Here is a 16637-nt window from a genome sequence, read left to right as displayed (position 1 = left end):
TAGCATTAGTATACATGTAGTTATAGCAGATAAAATCAATATAAAAGACTTATTAACTATAAACTAACATTCAAATGATGCTTTAGTAATATCAATGTTACATTTTTGTGTCACTAATTAAAATCCTATCTTTTACTAATGACAAAATATTTAAGATCAATTATTACCATCACCCTATTTCTACTAACTCAAATTGCCTGTCAAAAAGTTGAAAATTCTACACAATTAAAAGAGGCAAAGTGGCATTTAGGGTCGAAACAAAACTACATTGAACCAATTGAAAATATTGAACTCCCCGATGGTTATCAGCTTTCTTTTATAGCACATGTGGCCCGTCATGGATCAAGATTTATGAGCGGACCTAATGAAGATATTGCCCTTTTTAATTTGATGAATGATGCTGAACAAAAAAAGCAGTTAACAGAAGAGGGTAAGAAACTTCTTGAACAGGTAAAAGAGTTAACCATGCTTCAGTTTGGTCGTTATGGAAGACTGACACAAATAGGGCGTAAAGAGCATTATGATATGGCACAGCGATTATATCAGTTAGACAGCAACTTTTTTAAGTCTTCTGATAAGCTGATCGGCAATGCCACTTATAAACTTAGAACGCAAAACTCAAGAGGTTCTTTTATCAGAGGTCTGACAGCTGTCAGTGGTAAAAACAGCTGGGAAATAAATGATTTCCAGAAAGGAAATGACCCTTTATTGCGTTTTCATAAAATCACTCCAAAATACAAAGCGTATAAAGATTCTGCCTTGTGGTTAAATCAGATCAATGATATTGTCAATTCAGATCAGTACCGTACTATGGCTTCCAATATACTTCCAAGGTATTTTAATGAAGCATTCTTAGAGCAGTTTGAAAGCGGTGAAGCTTTTTATTTGGACGGTGAAAATGAAGTAGCTATTTCCTCTCGTATGGATATTGTTCTTGCACTTTTTGAGTGTTTCAAAATTTCTTTCGGTATCCCTGAAAATCAGCGTCCTGATTTTATGATTTTCACACATGAGCAAACAGAACTACTGGCTAAGGTGGGTGATATTGAAACATTTTATGCAAAGGGTCCGGGCTATCCTAAAAGAAATGTTTCCTATTCGAACTCCATAGGTTTGCTGATGGATCTTACAAATCAATTGAAATTAGCTTCAGAACAAAAACTAGATTACCAAGGGTATTTTAATTTTGCTCATGCAGAAACTACACTCCCATTATTAGTGTACTTGAATCTTAACGAGGTCAATAGAAAGACAAATAATTTCTCAACTTTAGACTGGTCTTCAAGTGATTATGCCATGATGGCGACCAACCTTACTTGGATGCTTTTGGAAAAGAAAGAGAAGCAATATATTCAGATCAGATTCAACGAAATTCCTGCCACGCTACCTATCAAAGGAAATGATGATAATGTGTACGCGTTGGAAGATTACCTCGAATATGTGGAAAGTTTAGTCAAACCTTATGCAATAAGTGATACTGATTACGAGACGATTGTTTCACAGTTTTAAGGTAAGAAGGCTCTATTCTCCTCATTATTTCCACAGAAGGTCACTACTCCATAAGTGGCCTTCTGTGGTACAACGTCACATTTTTTAACCTTTTCACATTTTTTTAGACGGCAATTTTGTAGTTTCATATGTCATAGTTACAAGCAAAATCAATTTATTTTATGAAACTCTATTTTACTCTTCTCTTCCTCATTATCATCAATACTGTTTATGCTCAAAGTAAAATTCAAAAAACCAAGAAGAGTGTCAAACAGAAAAAAGAAAATCCACATCAAAAGGTCAGCGACGATGAACTCACCAACAAAACCGCAGAAAAAGTATTCGGTCACTTATTAAGGTCCGCTATGGGAAAAAGTAGACCTTCTAACTCAACATTCAGTACAACCCCAAATACAGGCTACAATCCTAGTCCCTCTTCCAACTTTTCAGGTGTTCCTCCACAAACGGAAACACTCACTCCCCCATTAAGGCTTTTGAAATACCCTTATGCTGACGGAAGAATTGGAAAATCAATCCGCAGTTTTGAGTATCCCAACAAATCATCATTATTAATAGAAGGCGGTTATTACTGGGAATCTGATGAGATCAGAGGTTATAATGGGATGCTTCAACTTAATCTTAGCCCTAAATTCAGCTTCAATGCGAGAGGGAATGTTATGGTAGAAAAAATTGATGACCTTCAGGAAAGAGTAGACATATATCATGTGAACGGGACCTATCACTTGATATCAGAAAATAGAGTTGATTTATGGATTGGAGGCGGTTATTCTACATTGATACTTGATGAGTTTATTTCGGGTTACAATTATAATATGGGAACAGAATTGTTCATCACCAAACCTCTAAGTTTATACTTCACATGGCACTTTGGTACTTTTGATGAGGATATCAAATTCCAGGAAATTCATTGTGATGTGAGACTTTATATCAAAAGCTTTTACTTCAAAGCAGGATTCCAGAATACAAAAATCGTAGATGTGGGATTCAATGGTGCTTCACTTGGTGCGGGAATTATTATTTTCTAGATTTCAGCCCCAATACCAATATTTTTTGCTTTATGCTTATAAAAAAACAGGTGAAGTTCATAAGCATGACCTCCACCTGAAAATTGTATTGTTAAGGATTTATTTTTTCTTAATCAATTATGCCTCAACAGTAAGTGCTTCTTGAAGTGCTACTGCCACTGCAACAGAGGCTCCTACCATCGGGTTATTCCCCATACCAATCAATCCCATCATTTCTACATGGGCTGGAACTGATGATGAACCGGCAAACTGAGCATCAGAATGCATTCTACCCATAGTGTCTGTCAAACCATAAGAAGCAGGCCCTGCCCCTACATTATCAGGGTGCAATGTACGTCCTGTTCCTCCTCCTGAAGCAACAGAGAAGTATTTCCCTCCTTCTTCTAATCTTTCTTTCTTATAAGTCCCTGCCACTGGATGTTGGAAACGTGTAGGGTTGGTTGAGTTACCAGTAATGGACACATCAACATCTTCTTTATGCATAATTGCCACACCTTCACGAACGTCATCTGCACCATAGCATTTCACTTCCCCTCTTGGTCCTTTAGAAAAACGTCTTTCCTCTAATACATGAAGTTCTCCAGTCTGATAATCAAATTGTGTTTTTACATAAGTAAAACCATTGATTCTGGAAATAAGGTAAGCGGCATCTTTTCCGAGTCCATTCAAAATGACTCTCAGAGGATTCTTTCTTACTTTATTAGCTGACAAAGCAATTTTAATGGCTCCTTCTGCCGCTGCAAAAGATTCATGACCGGCTAAAAATGCGAAACAGTTGGTGTTCTCATTTAATAACCTAGCTGCCAAGTTACCATGTCCTAAGCCCACTTTTCTTTGATCTGCTACTGAACCTGGAATACAAAAAGCTTGGATACCTTCACCTAACACGGCGGCAATATCACTAGCCTGCGTTAATCCTTTCTTCAAAGCAATTGCAGCTCCTAGAATATAAGCCCATTTTGCATTTTCAAAGGCAATTGGCTGTGTCTCTGTTACAATTTGATAAACATCAACACCGTGCTCTTCTACATATTTTCTTGCTGCTTCTAAAGATTCAAAATCGTATTCTTTTAAAACTTTCTCGATTTGATTTACTCTTCTTTCGTATCCTTCAAATAAAGCCATGATTGTAATTTTTTAATGTGGTAAAATAATTTTGATAATTGAATTATTGATGACGAGGGTCGATGTATTTCTCAGCTTCATCAAAACGTCCATAATTGCCCTTTGCTTTTTCCATGGCATCATTGGCATCCATCCCTTTCTGAATCATTTCCATCATTTTACCTAAGTGAACGAATTCATAACCGATCACTTCTTCATTTTCATCAATGGCCAAACGAGTAACATATCCTTCTGCTACTTCTAAATATCTTACGCCTTTATCTTTTGTGCCATAGGTTGTACCTACTTGGCTTCTTAATCCTTTTCCTAAATCCTCTAATCCTGCACCAATTGGAAGTCCTCCTTCTGAAAATGCTGATTGAGTTCTGCCATAAACGAACTGTGAGAAGATTTCACGCATCGCTACATTTATTGCATCACAAACTAAATCAGTATTTAATGCTTCTAAGATTGTTTTACCTGGCAAAATTTCTGAAGCCATAGCCGCTGAGTGCGTCATTCCTGAACAACCCACAGTTTCTATTAAAGCCTCTTCAATAATTCCATTTTTTACATTGATTGTTAACTTAGATGCTCCTTGCTGTGGAGCACAAGTCCCTACACCATGAGATAATCCAGAAATGTCATAAACATCTTTTGCATGAACCATTCTACCTTCAACTGGAATTGGTGCATTTTGATGTGCATTTCCCCCCATTTGTGCCAGTGGACACATACCTTGAATTTCTGCTGTGTAATTCATATCGTAGTAAATCTTAATGTTATTTTTTCGTGTACCTTATCTTATACGATGTTAAAATTGACTAAGATTAGATACCACGGTTAATAACTTTTAAGATTTAAAAAATAATTGAATTACTATTCATTTATTTTCCAAGGTGGGTTCAAACGGTTCTCTCCAGCAAAAAATAATATGATCTGATTCCCGTCTAAATCTTTTAATCTAGCTTCTCTCCAAAGCCATCGTTGATCAACAGGCATTTCTTCCATTTGAATTCCCTGAGCAATCAATTCATTGACTTTCTCATCTAAATTTTCGCATTCAAAATATACATAAATACCTCCTCCCTGCGGAAGCTGCTCCACTAAGTGCAAAGAGAACGTTGCACCATTTTCACATTCAAAACGAGCATAGTGATCATCAGAATGAACAATCAATTTCAGTCCAAGCTTTTTATAGAATCGTATTGCTTTTGGGACGTTTAATGTGGGAACTGTAATTTGGTTTAAATTCATTGTTTAGGATTTATTTTTATTATCAAGTAGAAGAGATTAAAGCATAGTTACTCCATTTTTATTGTTTACTTTTGCAAAATGGAAAATACAAAACAAGAACAGCCTAATAACCCTTTGCACGGTGTCAAACTTTCTGATATTGTAGAATATTTAGTGGACTATTATGGATGGGAGCAATTGCATAGTAGAATTCAAATCAATTGTTTTTATAGTAACCCGTCCGTAAAATCAAGTTTAAAGTTTTTAAGAAGAACACCTTGGGCAAGAGAGAAAGTAGAGCAACTTTACCTTGAAAAGATGAAAAAGCAATCCAAGTAGTGCTCTACATCCATTAATCATTATAGAGTAAATACTTCTTTCTCATCAACTTGTATTTATCTAGATCTTCTTTCCAAGCGTTTTTTATTTCTGCTTCTGTTTTTCCTTTATCTAAAGCTAAACGGACCTGATCAGTACCACAAAGAAGATCCATCCATTTGTTTTTTGAGATGATAGATTTACTTTCTTCAGCATTGAATTTTTTATTCCATTCAATGATATAAGAAAGTTGCAACCCACCTCTTTTTTCATTCCTTAAATCTTCACCGAAGCACAATTGATCTTTGAGTACAGGATTTGTTGCTGCTCCAGGCGTAGATTTTGGTGTAAATTCAAAGTCACCCAATTTTTGATTAGGATAACCGATCACTTGAAAAGGAAAACTCGTCCCTCTTCCTATACTAACAGGAGTTGCCTCAAAGAAACAGAGTGAAGGATAAAGTAAAATTGACTGATCATTCGGTAAATTGGGAGATGGTTTTACCGGCAATCTGAAAGGCATTTGATGATCATAATTTTTCACTGGAATCACGGTCAGATCACACTTGTTTTTATTTCTCAGCCACTGTTCTCCGTTAATCATCTGTGCCAACTCACCCACTGTCAAGCCATGCAGAATAGGAATTTGGTGCATACCCACAAAAGACTTGAATTTCAAATCTAAAACAGGTCCATCAATATACATCCCATTAGGATTAGGACGATCCAATACCAGCATTTGCTTTCCTGCTTCCGCACAAGCTTCCATCATATAGTGCATGGAACTGATATAAGTATAAAAACGGCAACCCACATCCTGTATGTCAAAAATGACTAGATCAACTTGTTCCAATAATTCAGGTGAAGGCCTTTTATTTTTACCATAGATAGAGTAAATCTTAATACCCGTTGAAGGGTCAATAGCATCATCAACATGCGCCCCTGCATCTTCTTTTCCTCTGAAACCATGTTCGGGAGCAAAAATCATCTGAATATCCACTCCCAATGCTACCAATGAATCCACCAAATGTACATCGCCAATAGTAGAAGTTTGATTTACCAACACGCCCACTTTCTTTCCTTCTAAGAGTGGCAAGTAGCTTTGAGTTTGTGCTGCACCTACAATTATTTCTGGAGTTGCCTCTTCTTGTTCTTTAATTGTTTTTGTTTCAGCAGTGCATGCCAAGTTGACTAAAATCAAGAAAGGGAAAAGTAGTAGTCTAAACATCTGATTTATTTAATTTAGGAATGGATAATGTAGAAATACTTACTCTTTCTACCTTTTTTGTATTAGGATTTTCTAGTGACTTATAGGAAGTCCCTTCTTTATATCTTCTATCAATTGTTACAGGAAGTGATCCTTTAGGTGGAATCTCCCCTATCATTATTTTTCCTACTGCGTTTCTGAGTGCTTTTGAATTTTGATAAGCGAGAAGTATTCCATTTTGTTTTTCAATGCCTTGAAATGAACGTAATACATAAGCATTACCTAATACCACTGTAAAATGATGAGGCAATTGATTTGCTTGCTCCATATACTTTATCTGTGCATAGGTGATTTTATATGGGTATTTTAATGTAGGGGATGCTTTTCCGTTTTCTAATTCAACAGCAATATCTTTCGCACCTTGGGTCATATAAAACCCTGAAAGTTGGCTGATGACAGTATCAAAGTTTTTTAATTTTTTGATTAATGCCGTTACTTCTTGTTGAGAAGCTCTTTTTGATAAGAAAAAGGATGTCACCTCCATTCCCTTACTTTGCATCATGGAAGTTAATTCACTGTAGTTTTTGGAGCCAATATTCACAACGGCAATTCTTCCACTTCCTTTTGACAAAGGCAATCCACCTTCATATTGCAATAAAGTCACTGCCTCATCTGCAATATTCTGGATCAAATGCTTCGCTTTTAAAGGGTGAAGGTCTTCATATAAATTATCTGCTGATGGAGAAACCGGACGGTCAAGACCAGCCCATTTTTTCATTAAAAGCATTCTCCAGCCTTTTTGATCAATATCTTCCCAAGTTATATTACCATTATCAATCTCTTCTTTCACGGCGTCAATAGCATCTCCAATATGATTTGTAAATTCCACAACATCATTTCCAGCTACTAGTGCTTTAGCATCTGCCTTTCCATACATTTGAAATCTTTTTGTGATAGCATCCATCAAAATTCCATCCGTAAAAATCAATCCATTAAAGGCTAATGAATCTCTAAGCACTTCTGTAATAATCTTTGGAGATAAAGAGGAAGGCTGTTCGTCCCAGACGGGTACACTTAGATGAGCCGTCATCACACCTCCCACTCCTGCTTCAATTATTTTTTTGAAAGGGTACAACTCCATTGAATCCAACCTTGGAATATCATGAGGTATAACAGGAAGGTCTTTATGAGAATCTACACTTGTATCTCCATGTCCAGGGAAATGTTTGCCTACTGCCAGTACTTTTTGAGATTGAAGTCCGTGAACATATTGAATTGCCTTGGCAGCTACTTTTTCTTTATTTTCACCAAAGGACCTATAATTAATCACCGGATTCAGAGGATTGTTATTTAAATCCACTACTGGACCATAGCTTACGCTTACCCCCACTCTTTTGAGCTGTTCTGCCATTTGTACTCCCATTTCAAATATCAGGTGATCATCTTCAATCGCCCCGAGAGTCATGGCATAAGGATAAGAGATCCCATCTTTAGGCAAGCGCATTCCCAAACCCCATTCAGCATCTAAAGTATATACTAGAGGAGTCTTGGCTACTTTATTTAATTTATTGATGGCATTGACTTGAGTTGCAGCTCTTCCTTTAAAGAAAATCACTCCCCCAACATTGTACTTTTTCACTAGGTCTTCCACCTCGCTATAACTATTTGAGGTATAATGAGGTACAATAAACAATTGTGCAATTTTCTCTTCTTCATCAAGTGAATTCCAGACCGAATCCACCCAATGCAGATCTTCCACAGAAGCGTTGAAAAAAGAAGGATAATGCTTTTCTTGGGCAAAAGTGATTGTACTAATGACCATAAAGACCTTTAAAAAAAGTATTGATTTCAAGAAATTAGGCATATATTACGGAATAAGTGTTTTTCTGTTAGCTCAAAGCACTAAATTAATAACTCTCTTATCAAAAAACATTGTTTATTTACTTTCTTTTCAGTGATGTATTTTTTTGCAATTGTTTTCGCTCTTTTTTTAGTCCATCAAAACATAGTTTACGCTCAAGGTTGTAGTGATGCAGGGATCTGTACTACAGGAGCACTTAACCCTGAAAATGATGGCGAAAACTTATCGTACTTTGAAAATCAATTTACGGTAGATTATTTACTCTATTATCAAATCTATCAAGATAATCATACCGACAGAGGCATTGGCGTGGCTATTAATTACCACCTCAATAGAAGAAACAGCTTTCAAATTAAAACGGCATACGCATTTAAAGAAAGCCCTCTGACAACTACAAGTGGTATAGGTGATATTACCTTGGCTTATAGTTACGCCCTTCTTCAAACCGAAAAATGGCAAGTAGCTACAGTGATAGGTGGTAAAATCCCTACATCAGATGCAGATGCTTCACTCAATGGCCTTCCACTGCCTATGTATTTCAATACTTCTTTGGGAACATATGACGCACTGATTGGTATTGCAGTATCTTCAAAAGCATGGCACCTCTCTTTCGGTTATCAGCACCCACTTACCACTGCTTCAAAGCATGAATATGATCCTGATTATTGGTCGGAACAACCTAATTACAAATGGATGCAGAACTGGTACCCCGCCACTCGTCACCTCGATAGAAAAGCGGATGTTTCAGGCAGGTTAAAATATACTTTAAGGACTTCCAAATGGGCTTTATCACCTTCAGTACTGGCCATATACAAACTTGAGAATGCTTTTGTTGAAAGTCTTAATAATGGCAATTATGTCTTTGAAAAATCTGATGGACTTGCAGTCAATTTACTTCTGGAAGGAAGCTACAATTTCTCTCCTTATTTCAGTGTAGGTGCAATCGCCGCTTACGCCTCTTTACAGCGTCCTTTCAACCCCGATGGTTTAGCTAGAGATTACGTTTTCAACCTACTATTAAAACATCAATTCTAAGAAAATGAGCAAGAATTTATTTTTTTATACTCTCTTTGCACTACTGCTGCCTTTCTCATTATTCGGTCAGAATGTATGGCTCGATAGTGCTATTACTTACTATGAATATGGCAACTTCGACAAATCCATAGCGCTTCTACAAAAGGTCCCTAGCAGTGCTACAAAAACAGTTTTAAATAGAAAGAAAGCTTGGCTTGGTAAAAACTACGGACAATTAGGGCTTTATACCAAGGCATTCCAACTACTCGATAATGATATAGTAAAAAATTCACCGGCATATATAGAAATTCTGAATGCTAAAGGTTTCTTATATCAAAATCAAGGCTACCCAAATGAAGCAATAAAAGTACTAGAAGAAGGGGCATTTTTATTCAAGAGTTTTAAAGAAAGTGAATTTCTGAATACACTTAAAATCGAAAATTTCTCTCTTACTGGAATCGCATACTGGCAACTAGGAGCAATTGATGAAGCCACAGATTATCTAAAACAAGCTTTAGTACTGAATGAAAATATCAATGATAAAATCGGAGCCGCTAACATCAACCTTAATTTAGGTCTCGTTTATAGTTCTTCAGACACTTACAAGGCCCAATATCATTATGAGGAAGCTTTGAAGGTATATAAGGAGGTTTATCCAGAAGAAAACCATCCGAGTATGGCTTCTATTTACATTAATATTGGAATCATTTTCCAGAAAAATTTCTTACTCGACAAAGCCATTGCTTCCTTCGAGAAAGCGGCAGGTATATGGGAGAAAACATATGGAAGCAACCACCCCAATGTTGCTTTTGCATATGTCAATATGGCGGACGCTTATCTTAAAAGTAATCAAGCTGAATTAGCGATTGAATTCTACGACCTCGCATTATCACAATACCAATCTATTTTCGGTGCAAAGCACCCAGAAATTGCCAATATTTTCCTGAAGAAAGGAGAAATTAATTTTGAGGCAGGTAATACAAAAGAGGCTTTACGATTGTATCAAGAGGCTTTAATTGCAAATAACACCAACTTCAATGATCCTAATATCAACTCACAACCCACTGGAGAAGACTTCATAAGCCCTTTTATTAATATCGTCGTATTACAAAAAAAGGCAGAAGCACTTGAAAAATTGCATTACACAAAAACACTCAAAAGAAATGATCTGCTTGTTGGTATTCAAGGGCTGAAACTTGCACATCAAACGATACAGAATATTAGGAACACGCAAAGAAGCAAAGCGGATAAGATACGTCTGAGTGCTATCACCAACGATATTTATTCTAGCGGTATCACACTTTGCCTGGCACTTTCTAAGGCTTCAATTAATTCAGAAAAATGGATCAAAGAAGCATTTCATTTTGTGGAATGGAGCAAAGCGGCGACACTTTTAGAATCGATTCAGGAAACCAATGCCAAGTCATTTTCAGGTATTCCTTCCTCTTTACTTGAAAAGGAAAATCTTTTGCTTGAAAAGGTAAACTCATTAGAGCAACAGATCTTGAAATGCAATCCATCAGAAATCCAAAGGTTAGAAGAAGCTCTTTTCAATACACAAAATGAATTGAAATCACATGTTAGTGCATTGGAAAAAGAATATCCAAAATATTTTGAACTGAAATACAAGCAGGAAAATATCACTTATAAAGAGATTCAAGAAAACATCAAAGACAACGAAGCTTTGATCAGTTATTTCATTGCTGAAAAAGAAGAGCTGCTTTATATTTTTGTGATCACAAAAGGTAAGATTAAGATATTTACGGAAGTTTTTGATGATAATGTGAAAGATGAAATTATCAGTCTGGAAACAGGTTTAAAATTTAATTTTGATGAAATCATCATCATGTCCACTAATTATTTGTCACCGATTCTCTTCCCTTTTACTTTTTCTGATAAAATCACTCAGATCACCTTTCTTTTAGATGGGCAAATTAATAATATCCCTATGGACTTGCTTCTTACGGATGAAGTGAGTGACAAAAACCTGCCATTTAATAAATATCCTTTCCTAGTCAACCGATTTGCTGTTAATTATAACTTCTCTGCCACATTAGCATTTTCAAATATGGAAGAAGAAGACATCACTCCTAGTTTTGCAAGCTGGGCACCTATCAACTTCACGGACAGTGCTGGTCAGGAAGTACTCAACAGTTTATATGGCTCTCTTTCAGAAGTGAATGAAATTGGTGCATTATTCAGAACAAAAGGCTGGACGGCAAAGAACTATACTTATACAAATGCTCGTAAAAGTATCTTGAAAAGTGACAGTGTAAACACTTACAATTATCTGCATTTTGCCACTCACGGTTTTGTAGATTCAGAACATCCTAATCAATCTTATATTTATTTACTAGATGAACAAGGACATGAAGGACTTCTGTATGCTTCAGACATTTACAACCTCAATTTGGATGTCAATCTAGTGACCCTTTCCGCATGTGAAACCGGTATGGGAAAACTCACAAAGGGAGAAGGATTGATTGGATTATCAAGAGCTTTAAAATATGCCGGGGCAAAAAATGCTGTTGTTTCTCTTTGGAATATCAATGATTATTCTACGGCTTTACTGATGAAACATTTTTACAGTGGTATCACTGCAGGTGAGACAATTTCTGCCTCATTACAGAAAGCCAAAATTAAACTTATTCAAGATGGTCTTTACTTCAGCCCATATTATTGGGCTCCATTCACATTAATTGGTCATCATTAGGAACTTCTGAATATTGTGCATTGTTGTTGAGGTTGACTATATATGTTTTTTTCCCGAAAACTGCACTCACTCTATGAATAACAATGATACTACAGTATTAGTAATTGATGATGAAAAAAATCTGTTGGATAGTATTATCGACTTGCTTGAGATTAATGATTTTAAAGTATTAGCAGCACAAAGTGGACATGAAGCACTTGAGATTATTGAAGAAAAAATACCTGATATCATCTTATGCGATGTAATGATGCCAAAAATGAATGGCTATATATTTCTGACGGAGCTAAGAAAAAACCCTTTAGCTGTGGGTATTCCTTTTATATTTCTATCAGCAAAAAGTGATAAGCAAGATATCAGAAGAGGAATGGACCTGATGGCTGATGATTACCTTACAAAACCTTTTACTCATGAGGAACTTATCAACAGTATTAATGCTAGAGTAAACCGTATTGGTGTTTTGAAAAGAGAAATCATGATGTTTATGCAAAACATCAACAATAGCTTAGAAGTAGTCAACAGAAGCAGTAAAGAAATTGAAGTAAGCACAGAACTAGAAACTGTAAAGGCTATGCTGAGAAGTCAGAATGAGGCCATAGAAAAGTACTGTCATATCAATTCACATAAAGTAAGAGGTCCTCTGTGTAGAATCATGGGCTTATTGGAACTGTTTAATGAGCAGGACACGAATTACAATAAAGAAATTCTCACTCACCTTAAAACAAGTGCCTCCGACCTTGACAAAATCACCAAGGAGATTTCCTATGCTATTTCAACGACAAGACCGGCGGTTTAAATATATCTTCAGCAAGATTAAAAACTAAGTACCAATACAAAAGCATTATTTAAAAAATAAGGCCTTCGTAAAACTATCATTACTGTTTTACGAAGGCCTCTTACTAACCTACTATTTTATTCTTCAGTTGTGTGATTCTTTCCTCAAAGGTTACTTTCGAAATATCTACATCCTTATTTCTGATAGTATCCAAATATTCAAAAACTTCCTCCTGATGATCCGTACTTTTTCCGGTATTAGCCTCAATATATCTCATTTTAGACCACAATACTGTTTTAAGCTGTGTCTTTGCATCATCCATCATATAGTATTCAACAATAATTGAATTGTGATCTACATGAATAATACTTGATTTCACTCTTACCCACTCTCCTACAGCAGCCGGCCTTAGATATGAAATTTGATGATTGAATATCACCCAACCTGTTCCAAATTCCTTATAAATATCTGCAGTGTTATAACCATACAATTGCGGTACCCTGTCCTCTCTGGCATTAAAGAAATAATCAAAATACTTAGAGTTATTCAGGTGTCTGAATGGGTCGCAATCCTGAAAACGAATGATCACTCTTGATTCTGTTTCCTTAGGATAACTTTTCTGTAAGTCGTGATAAAAAGGCATATTTTTAGGTTTATTATTGGAATCTATCGTTACGGTCAATCCATGAGTTACGCTTCTCCCACTTCAAATCCTGTAGCATTGCTGCTTTCACTGCAATTGTAATATTATAAGATTGTCGTGGACCAAATGGAATCCAGTTGGCTGTTAATTGCCAACAGTGCAGATCTCTTGTCAAATCTAGAGATGTATATGAGAATGCGTTTTCTTTAAAGTCAAAACCTGATCTGAAGGCAAACTTCCACTTTGGTGTCAAAGAGACATCACCTGAGAAAGTAAAGGTTTGCGTGATCGTTGGTTCTGCCTCACCTGTTTTATTATAATTCAAGTTGTAGTTCAATGACAATGACCAAGGGATATCAAAATCCAGATACAAATCAGGGTTTCTTCTCATCTGCTCTAGCATCTGACGCTCCATTTCGTTTCTTGGCTGCATTTGATCCAGTTTCTCTTCTTGCTTTTTCTTTGCTCCTTTAGGTGCTAATCTTGTTCCTAAAGAAACGGTTAAACTGGTCAGATCTGCAATTTTCCCATCCGTATCCCAAAGTAAGTCTTTAGATTTATACTGACTCGTCACTACTTCCTTCTTCAAATCTTCGTCATAAGCTGTAGAAACAATCTCATACTTATAAGGGTTCCAGCGAGACTGAACGGACACATCTACCTTTTTAAAGAGAGTTGTTCTAAACCCGGCATTAATATCAGACCAGTTCAATGAATCCCTTTCAAAATCATATCCTGATGAAACTTGAAGGTTATTCAAGAGCATTGTCTTTTTAGCCTTTCCGGTTTCTTCATCTTTCTTCCCGGATTTGAGCTCCAGAATGTTGTTGATGGAGAAGTTCAAACTATTACTTCGCCCAGCGGAAGGTTTACCTACTAAGCCACCTTCTGATCTAAACATTTCACGACCTTTAGTATCAGTATTTGACGTTTGTACATATTGATAGTAATCATAAGTTGGATCACCAAAGTCAGGTCTAAAACTCATTGATACGTTTGGCTGAATAGTATGACGGATGACAGAACCACCTTTCATATTATAGAACATGAACATGTTGGTGTTAAAACCTACTGAAGTACTGTATTCTTGATATCTCGTCAATTCATTTGTTGTATCAACTAAAACCGCATTTTCTTCTTCAATAAATGTATAATCATAACGGAAAGGATGCCAGTATTCTTTGTAACTCACACTTGGAGAAAGTGTAAAATACTTAAAGATTTTCATCTGAGTGGAAACAGGAAGTTCATGCGTAATACCCCACTGGAAATCTTCTGAATAATCTCCAAAGTTTAATAATAAATCAGGGTACCTGCCTGTATCATCCAACCCGTCTGAAGGATCGTTATCAGCACCAACTACGTCAAAGGGAAGTCTTCCCTGCCCAGGTTTGTTGGTTACTGAACCTGATGCTCTCATATTATAAGTAAAGCCTATTTCTGAGATTGCATTTGATTTTTTAAATAAAGATTTGAAAGGTCTTGTACGAGCAACGTTGAAAGAGCCTTCCGGGCTTAAAGTTGCTTCACCTGTCGTTACGTTTTGTTGGTAACGTGTTTGTGCCGTCATGGACATGTTTACATTACCCACCGCAAAGTTGTTGCTATAACTTACAGAAGAGTTCATAGAAGACTGAAGGAAGTCATTCGCGTTCTGTGAGTTATTTCTGTTATAATCAGAGTTGGCAATATTAATATTGGCCGAGAATCTTGAATTCTTCTTGCTCTCCTGAGAGTGTGACCACTGTATCTGATAATCTTGTCTTACGGTAAGAGAACCATCGTTTTCCTGAAAGAGGTTATTTACGATGGAGAACCTTGTGTTACCACTGAATGAATATCTTTTACGGTATTGAGAGGAAACATTCAAGCCCCATCCACCCAAAGTATAAGCAGTACCAAGTACAGTCAAGTTAAAATAATCTGTCAGTGCAAGGAATACACCACCATCTCTTAAGTAAAAACCTCTGTCTGTTGATTCACCGTAAGTAGGCATTACAAAACCAGAGGTATTATCTGTCGTTGCAGGGAAAAGTCCAAAGAAAAATCCCAAAGGAAGAGGGGATTCATTTAATTCAACCAAAAATGGTCCTGACACTACGTTTTTTTCTGGAACTACTTTTAATTTTTTCGTTCGGAAACCAAAGTGAGGGTGTTCAAGTCTACATGTTGTATAAACATTGTCGCCCATATACATTTCTGGGCCAGCCGTCTTTTTTACAATCTGAGAGGTAATAATACCATCACTTTCCTCGGTTACAATACCTTTGATCAGACCTTTTTGAGTTTCATAATTGTAGATCATCTCATTAGCATTAAATGTCTTTTCCCCATCTTTAAAAATGGGTTTCTCTACAATTTGTCCCGTCGTATCTGGAATACCCTGTGCTTTTACAATGTGAGTCACAAAGTTCATCTGTATATCTCCTGCATTCAGTTTCTGTTCACCAAATTCCACTTCGGCATTTCCGACCATGTACATGGTTTGGGTTCTCATCACAAAGTTGGAGGAATCTGAGGTGTATTCTACTGGAAAATCAAAGGCATCTTCAGTAGCGGCAATGCCTTCATCCCCTTCCCTTTTCCAAGTATCCAATGTTTCAATCATGTCCTCGGAAGGAAGCTCATGATCACTAAAATTAAATATTACTTCATCCAATTCTTCAAAAATCCCGGAGTTTTTGGCTTCTTCCCATTCATTGGGGTCCGTAGATTTCAAGGCGGCATCCAACTGATTCATCCGTTCTACAATGTCAGGCTCAGCCATGTCTTCACGTACTTGTTGCAATTCTCTATCGCCTCTGAATAACACAGAGTCGGCAAAAGCCTTCATCGCAATGGCATAATTGGATATAAGCTCATTCTTAGCACCAGCGTTTAGCAAATTCAATGTTTTTGCTAACTCCCTAGCTGCCTGCCTACTTTTGGCAGTGTCATTATAAATTCTAAAATATGTCTCTTCCTCTTCTGGTTCTAAGACATATTTGCTAGCTTCTGCTTTTGATGGAGTAAACATCATAAAAAATAAAGCCACCGCTAGACCAAACAATAGGTTATGCAAAAAATTAAGTATATCTATTTTTTTGAACAAAGTACGGATCATGTATCAGATGACATTTTGAAAGTCATATTTTACAAATTTAAGGTATTATTTCGAGTCTTCATTATCAAAAATGGAAAGAAATATAGAATAAATGATATTCTTTGATAAATTTGAGATGTCATAATTAAGCTG

13 protein-coding genes are annotated in these 16637 nt (G+C 36.4%); 6 read left to right on the top strand and 7 right to left on the bottom strand.

Annotated features, from left to right (window positions below):
* The first annotated feature begins 138 nt into the window (after positions 1-138).
* On the top strand, positions 139-1509 hold the full coding sequence (locus HHU12_RS13400) for a histidine-type phosphatase (protein WP_169657255.1): 1371 nt from the start codon (positions 139-141) through the stop codon (positions 1507-1509).
* A gap of 161 nt (positions 1510-1670) precedes the next feature.
* Positions 1671-2534: a hypothetical protein gene (locus HHU12_RS13395; protein WP_169657254.1), complete on the top strand. Its 864-nt coding sequence runs from the start codon at positions 1671-1673 to the stop codon at positions 2532-2534.
* 117 nt (positions 2535-2651) lie between these two features.
* Here the strand turns inward: HHU12_RS13395 and HHU12_RS13390 are convergent, their stop codons facing one another.
* From HHU12_RS13390 to HHU12_RS13380, 3 genes are all read right to left on the bottom strand, one after another.
* The gene (locus HHU12_RS13390; protein WP_169657253.1) at positions 2652-3659 is read right to left on the bottom strand and encodes a GGGtGRT protein; all 1008 of its coding nucleotides are present in this window, start codon (positions 3657-3659) and stop codon (positions 2652-2654) included.
* Between the two features lie 43 nt (positions 3660-3702).
* On the bottom strand, positions 3703-4401 hold the full coding sequence (locus HHU12_RS13385; RefSeq protein WP_169657252.1) for an iron-sulfur cluster assembly scaffold protein: 699 nt from the start codon (positions 4399-4401) through the stop codon (positions 3703-3705).
* 116 nt (positions 4402-4517) lie between these two features.
* Complete coding sequence (locus tag HHU12_RS13380; RefSeq protein WP_169657251.1) at positions 4518-4895, bottom strand: VOC family protein; 378 nt, start codon at positions 4893-4895, stop codon at positions 4518-4520.
* Between the two features lie 78 nt (positions 4896-4973).
* Here HHU12_RS13380 and HHU12_RS13375 point away from each other — a divergent pair, with 78 nt between their 5' ends.
* Positions 4974-5213 carry a VF530 family protein gene (locus tag HHU12_RS13375; protein ID WP_169657250.1) on the top strand — a complete coding sequence of 80 codons (240 nt, stop codon included), beginning with the start codon at positions 4974-4976 and terminating at the stop codon, positions 5211-5213.
* 13 nt (positions 5214-5226) lie between these two features.
* On the opposite strand, the gene HHU12_RS13370 is transcribed toward HHU12_RS13375, so the two are convergent.
* Complete coding sequence (locus HHU12_RS13370; RefSeq protein WP_169657249.1) at positions 5227-6420, bottom strand: exo-beta-N-acetylmuramidase NamZ family protein; 1194 nt, start codon at positions 6418-6420, stop codon at positions 5227-5229.
* A complete protein-coding gene (locus tag HHU12_RS13365; protein WP_169657248.1) occupies positions 6413-8221 on the bottom strand; it encodes a glycoside hydrolase family 3 protein in 1809 nt (602 codons plus the stop codon). Before HHU12_RS13365 ends, HHU12_RS13370 begins: the two co-directional genes overlap by 8 nt.
* Before the next feature lie 132 nt (positions 8222-8353).
* Here HHU12_RS13365 and HHU12_RS13360 point away from each other — a divergent pair, with 132 nt between their 5' ends.
* The 3 genes from HHU12_RS13360 (at position 8354) to HHU12_RS13350 (ending at position 12780) form a co-directional block, all read left to right on the top strand.
* Positions 8354-9295, top strand: a complete 942-nt coding sequence (locus HHU12_RS13360) for a hypothetical protein (protein WP_169657247.1) — start codon at positions 8354-8356, stop codon at positions 9293-9295.
* A 4-nt stretch (positions 9296-9299) separates the two neighbouring features.
* On the top strand, positions 9300-11987 hold the full coding sequence (locus HHU12_RS13355) for a CHAT domain-containing protein (RefSeq protein WP_169657246.1): 2688 nt from the start codon (positions 9300-9302) through the stop codon (positions 11985-11987).
* A gap of 73 nt (positions 11988-12060) precedes the next feature.
* The gene (locus HHU12_RS13350) at positions 12061-12780 is read left to right on the top strand and encodes a response regulator transcription factor (protein ID WP_169657245.1); all 720 of its coding nucleotides are present in this window, start codon (positions 12061-12063) and stop codon (positions 12778-12780) included.
* 103 nt (positions 12781-12883) lie between these two features.
* Here HHU12_RS13350 and HHU12_RS13345 read toward each other — a convergent pair whose 3' ends face one another.
* Both HHU12_RS13345 and HHU12_RS13340 read right to left on the bottom strand, forming a co-directional pair.
* Positions 12884-13402: an acyl-CoA thioesterase gene (locus HHU12_RS13345; RefSeq protein WP_169657244.1), complete on the bottom strand. Its 519-nt coding sequence runs from the start codon at positions 13400-13402 to the stop codon at positions 12884-12886.
* A 13-nt stretch (positions 13403-13415) separates the two neighbouring features.
* The gene (locus HHU12_RS13340) at positions 13416-16463 is read right to left on the bottom strand and encodes a putative LPS assembly protein LptD (protein WP_169657243.1); all 3048 of its coding nucleotides are present in this window, start codon (positions 16461-16463) and stop codon (positions 13416-13418) included.
* Positions 16464-16637: the final 174 nt, after the last annotated feature.

The sequence above is a fragment of the Flammeovirga aprica JL-4 genome (assembly GCF_012844305.1).
Taxonomy (GTDB): Bacteria; Bacteroidota; Bacteroidia; order Cytophagales; family Flammeovirgaceae; genus Flammeovirga; species Flammeovirga aprica.
This window is presented reverse-complemented; position numbering and strand designations above follow the sequence as displayed.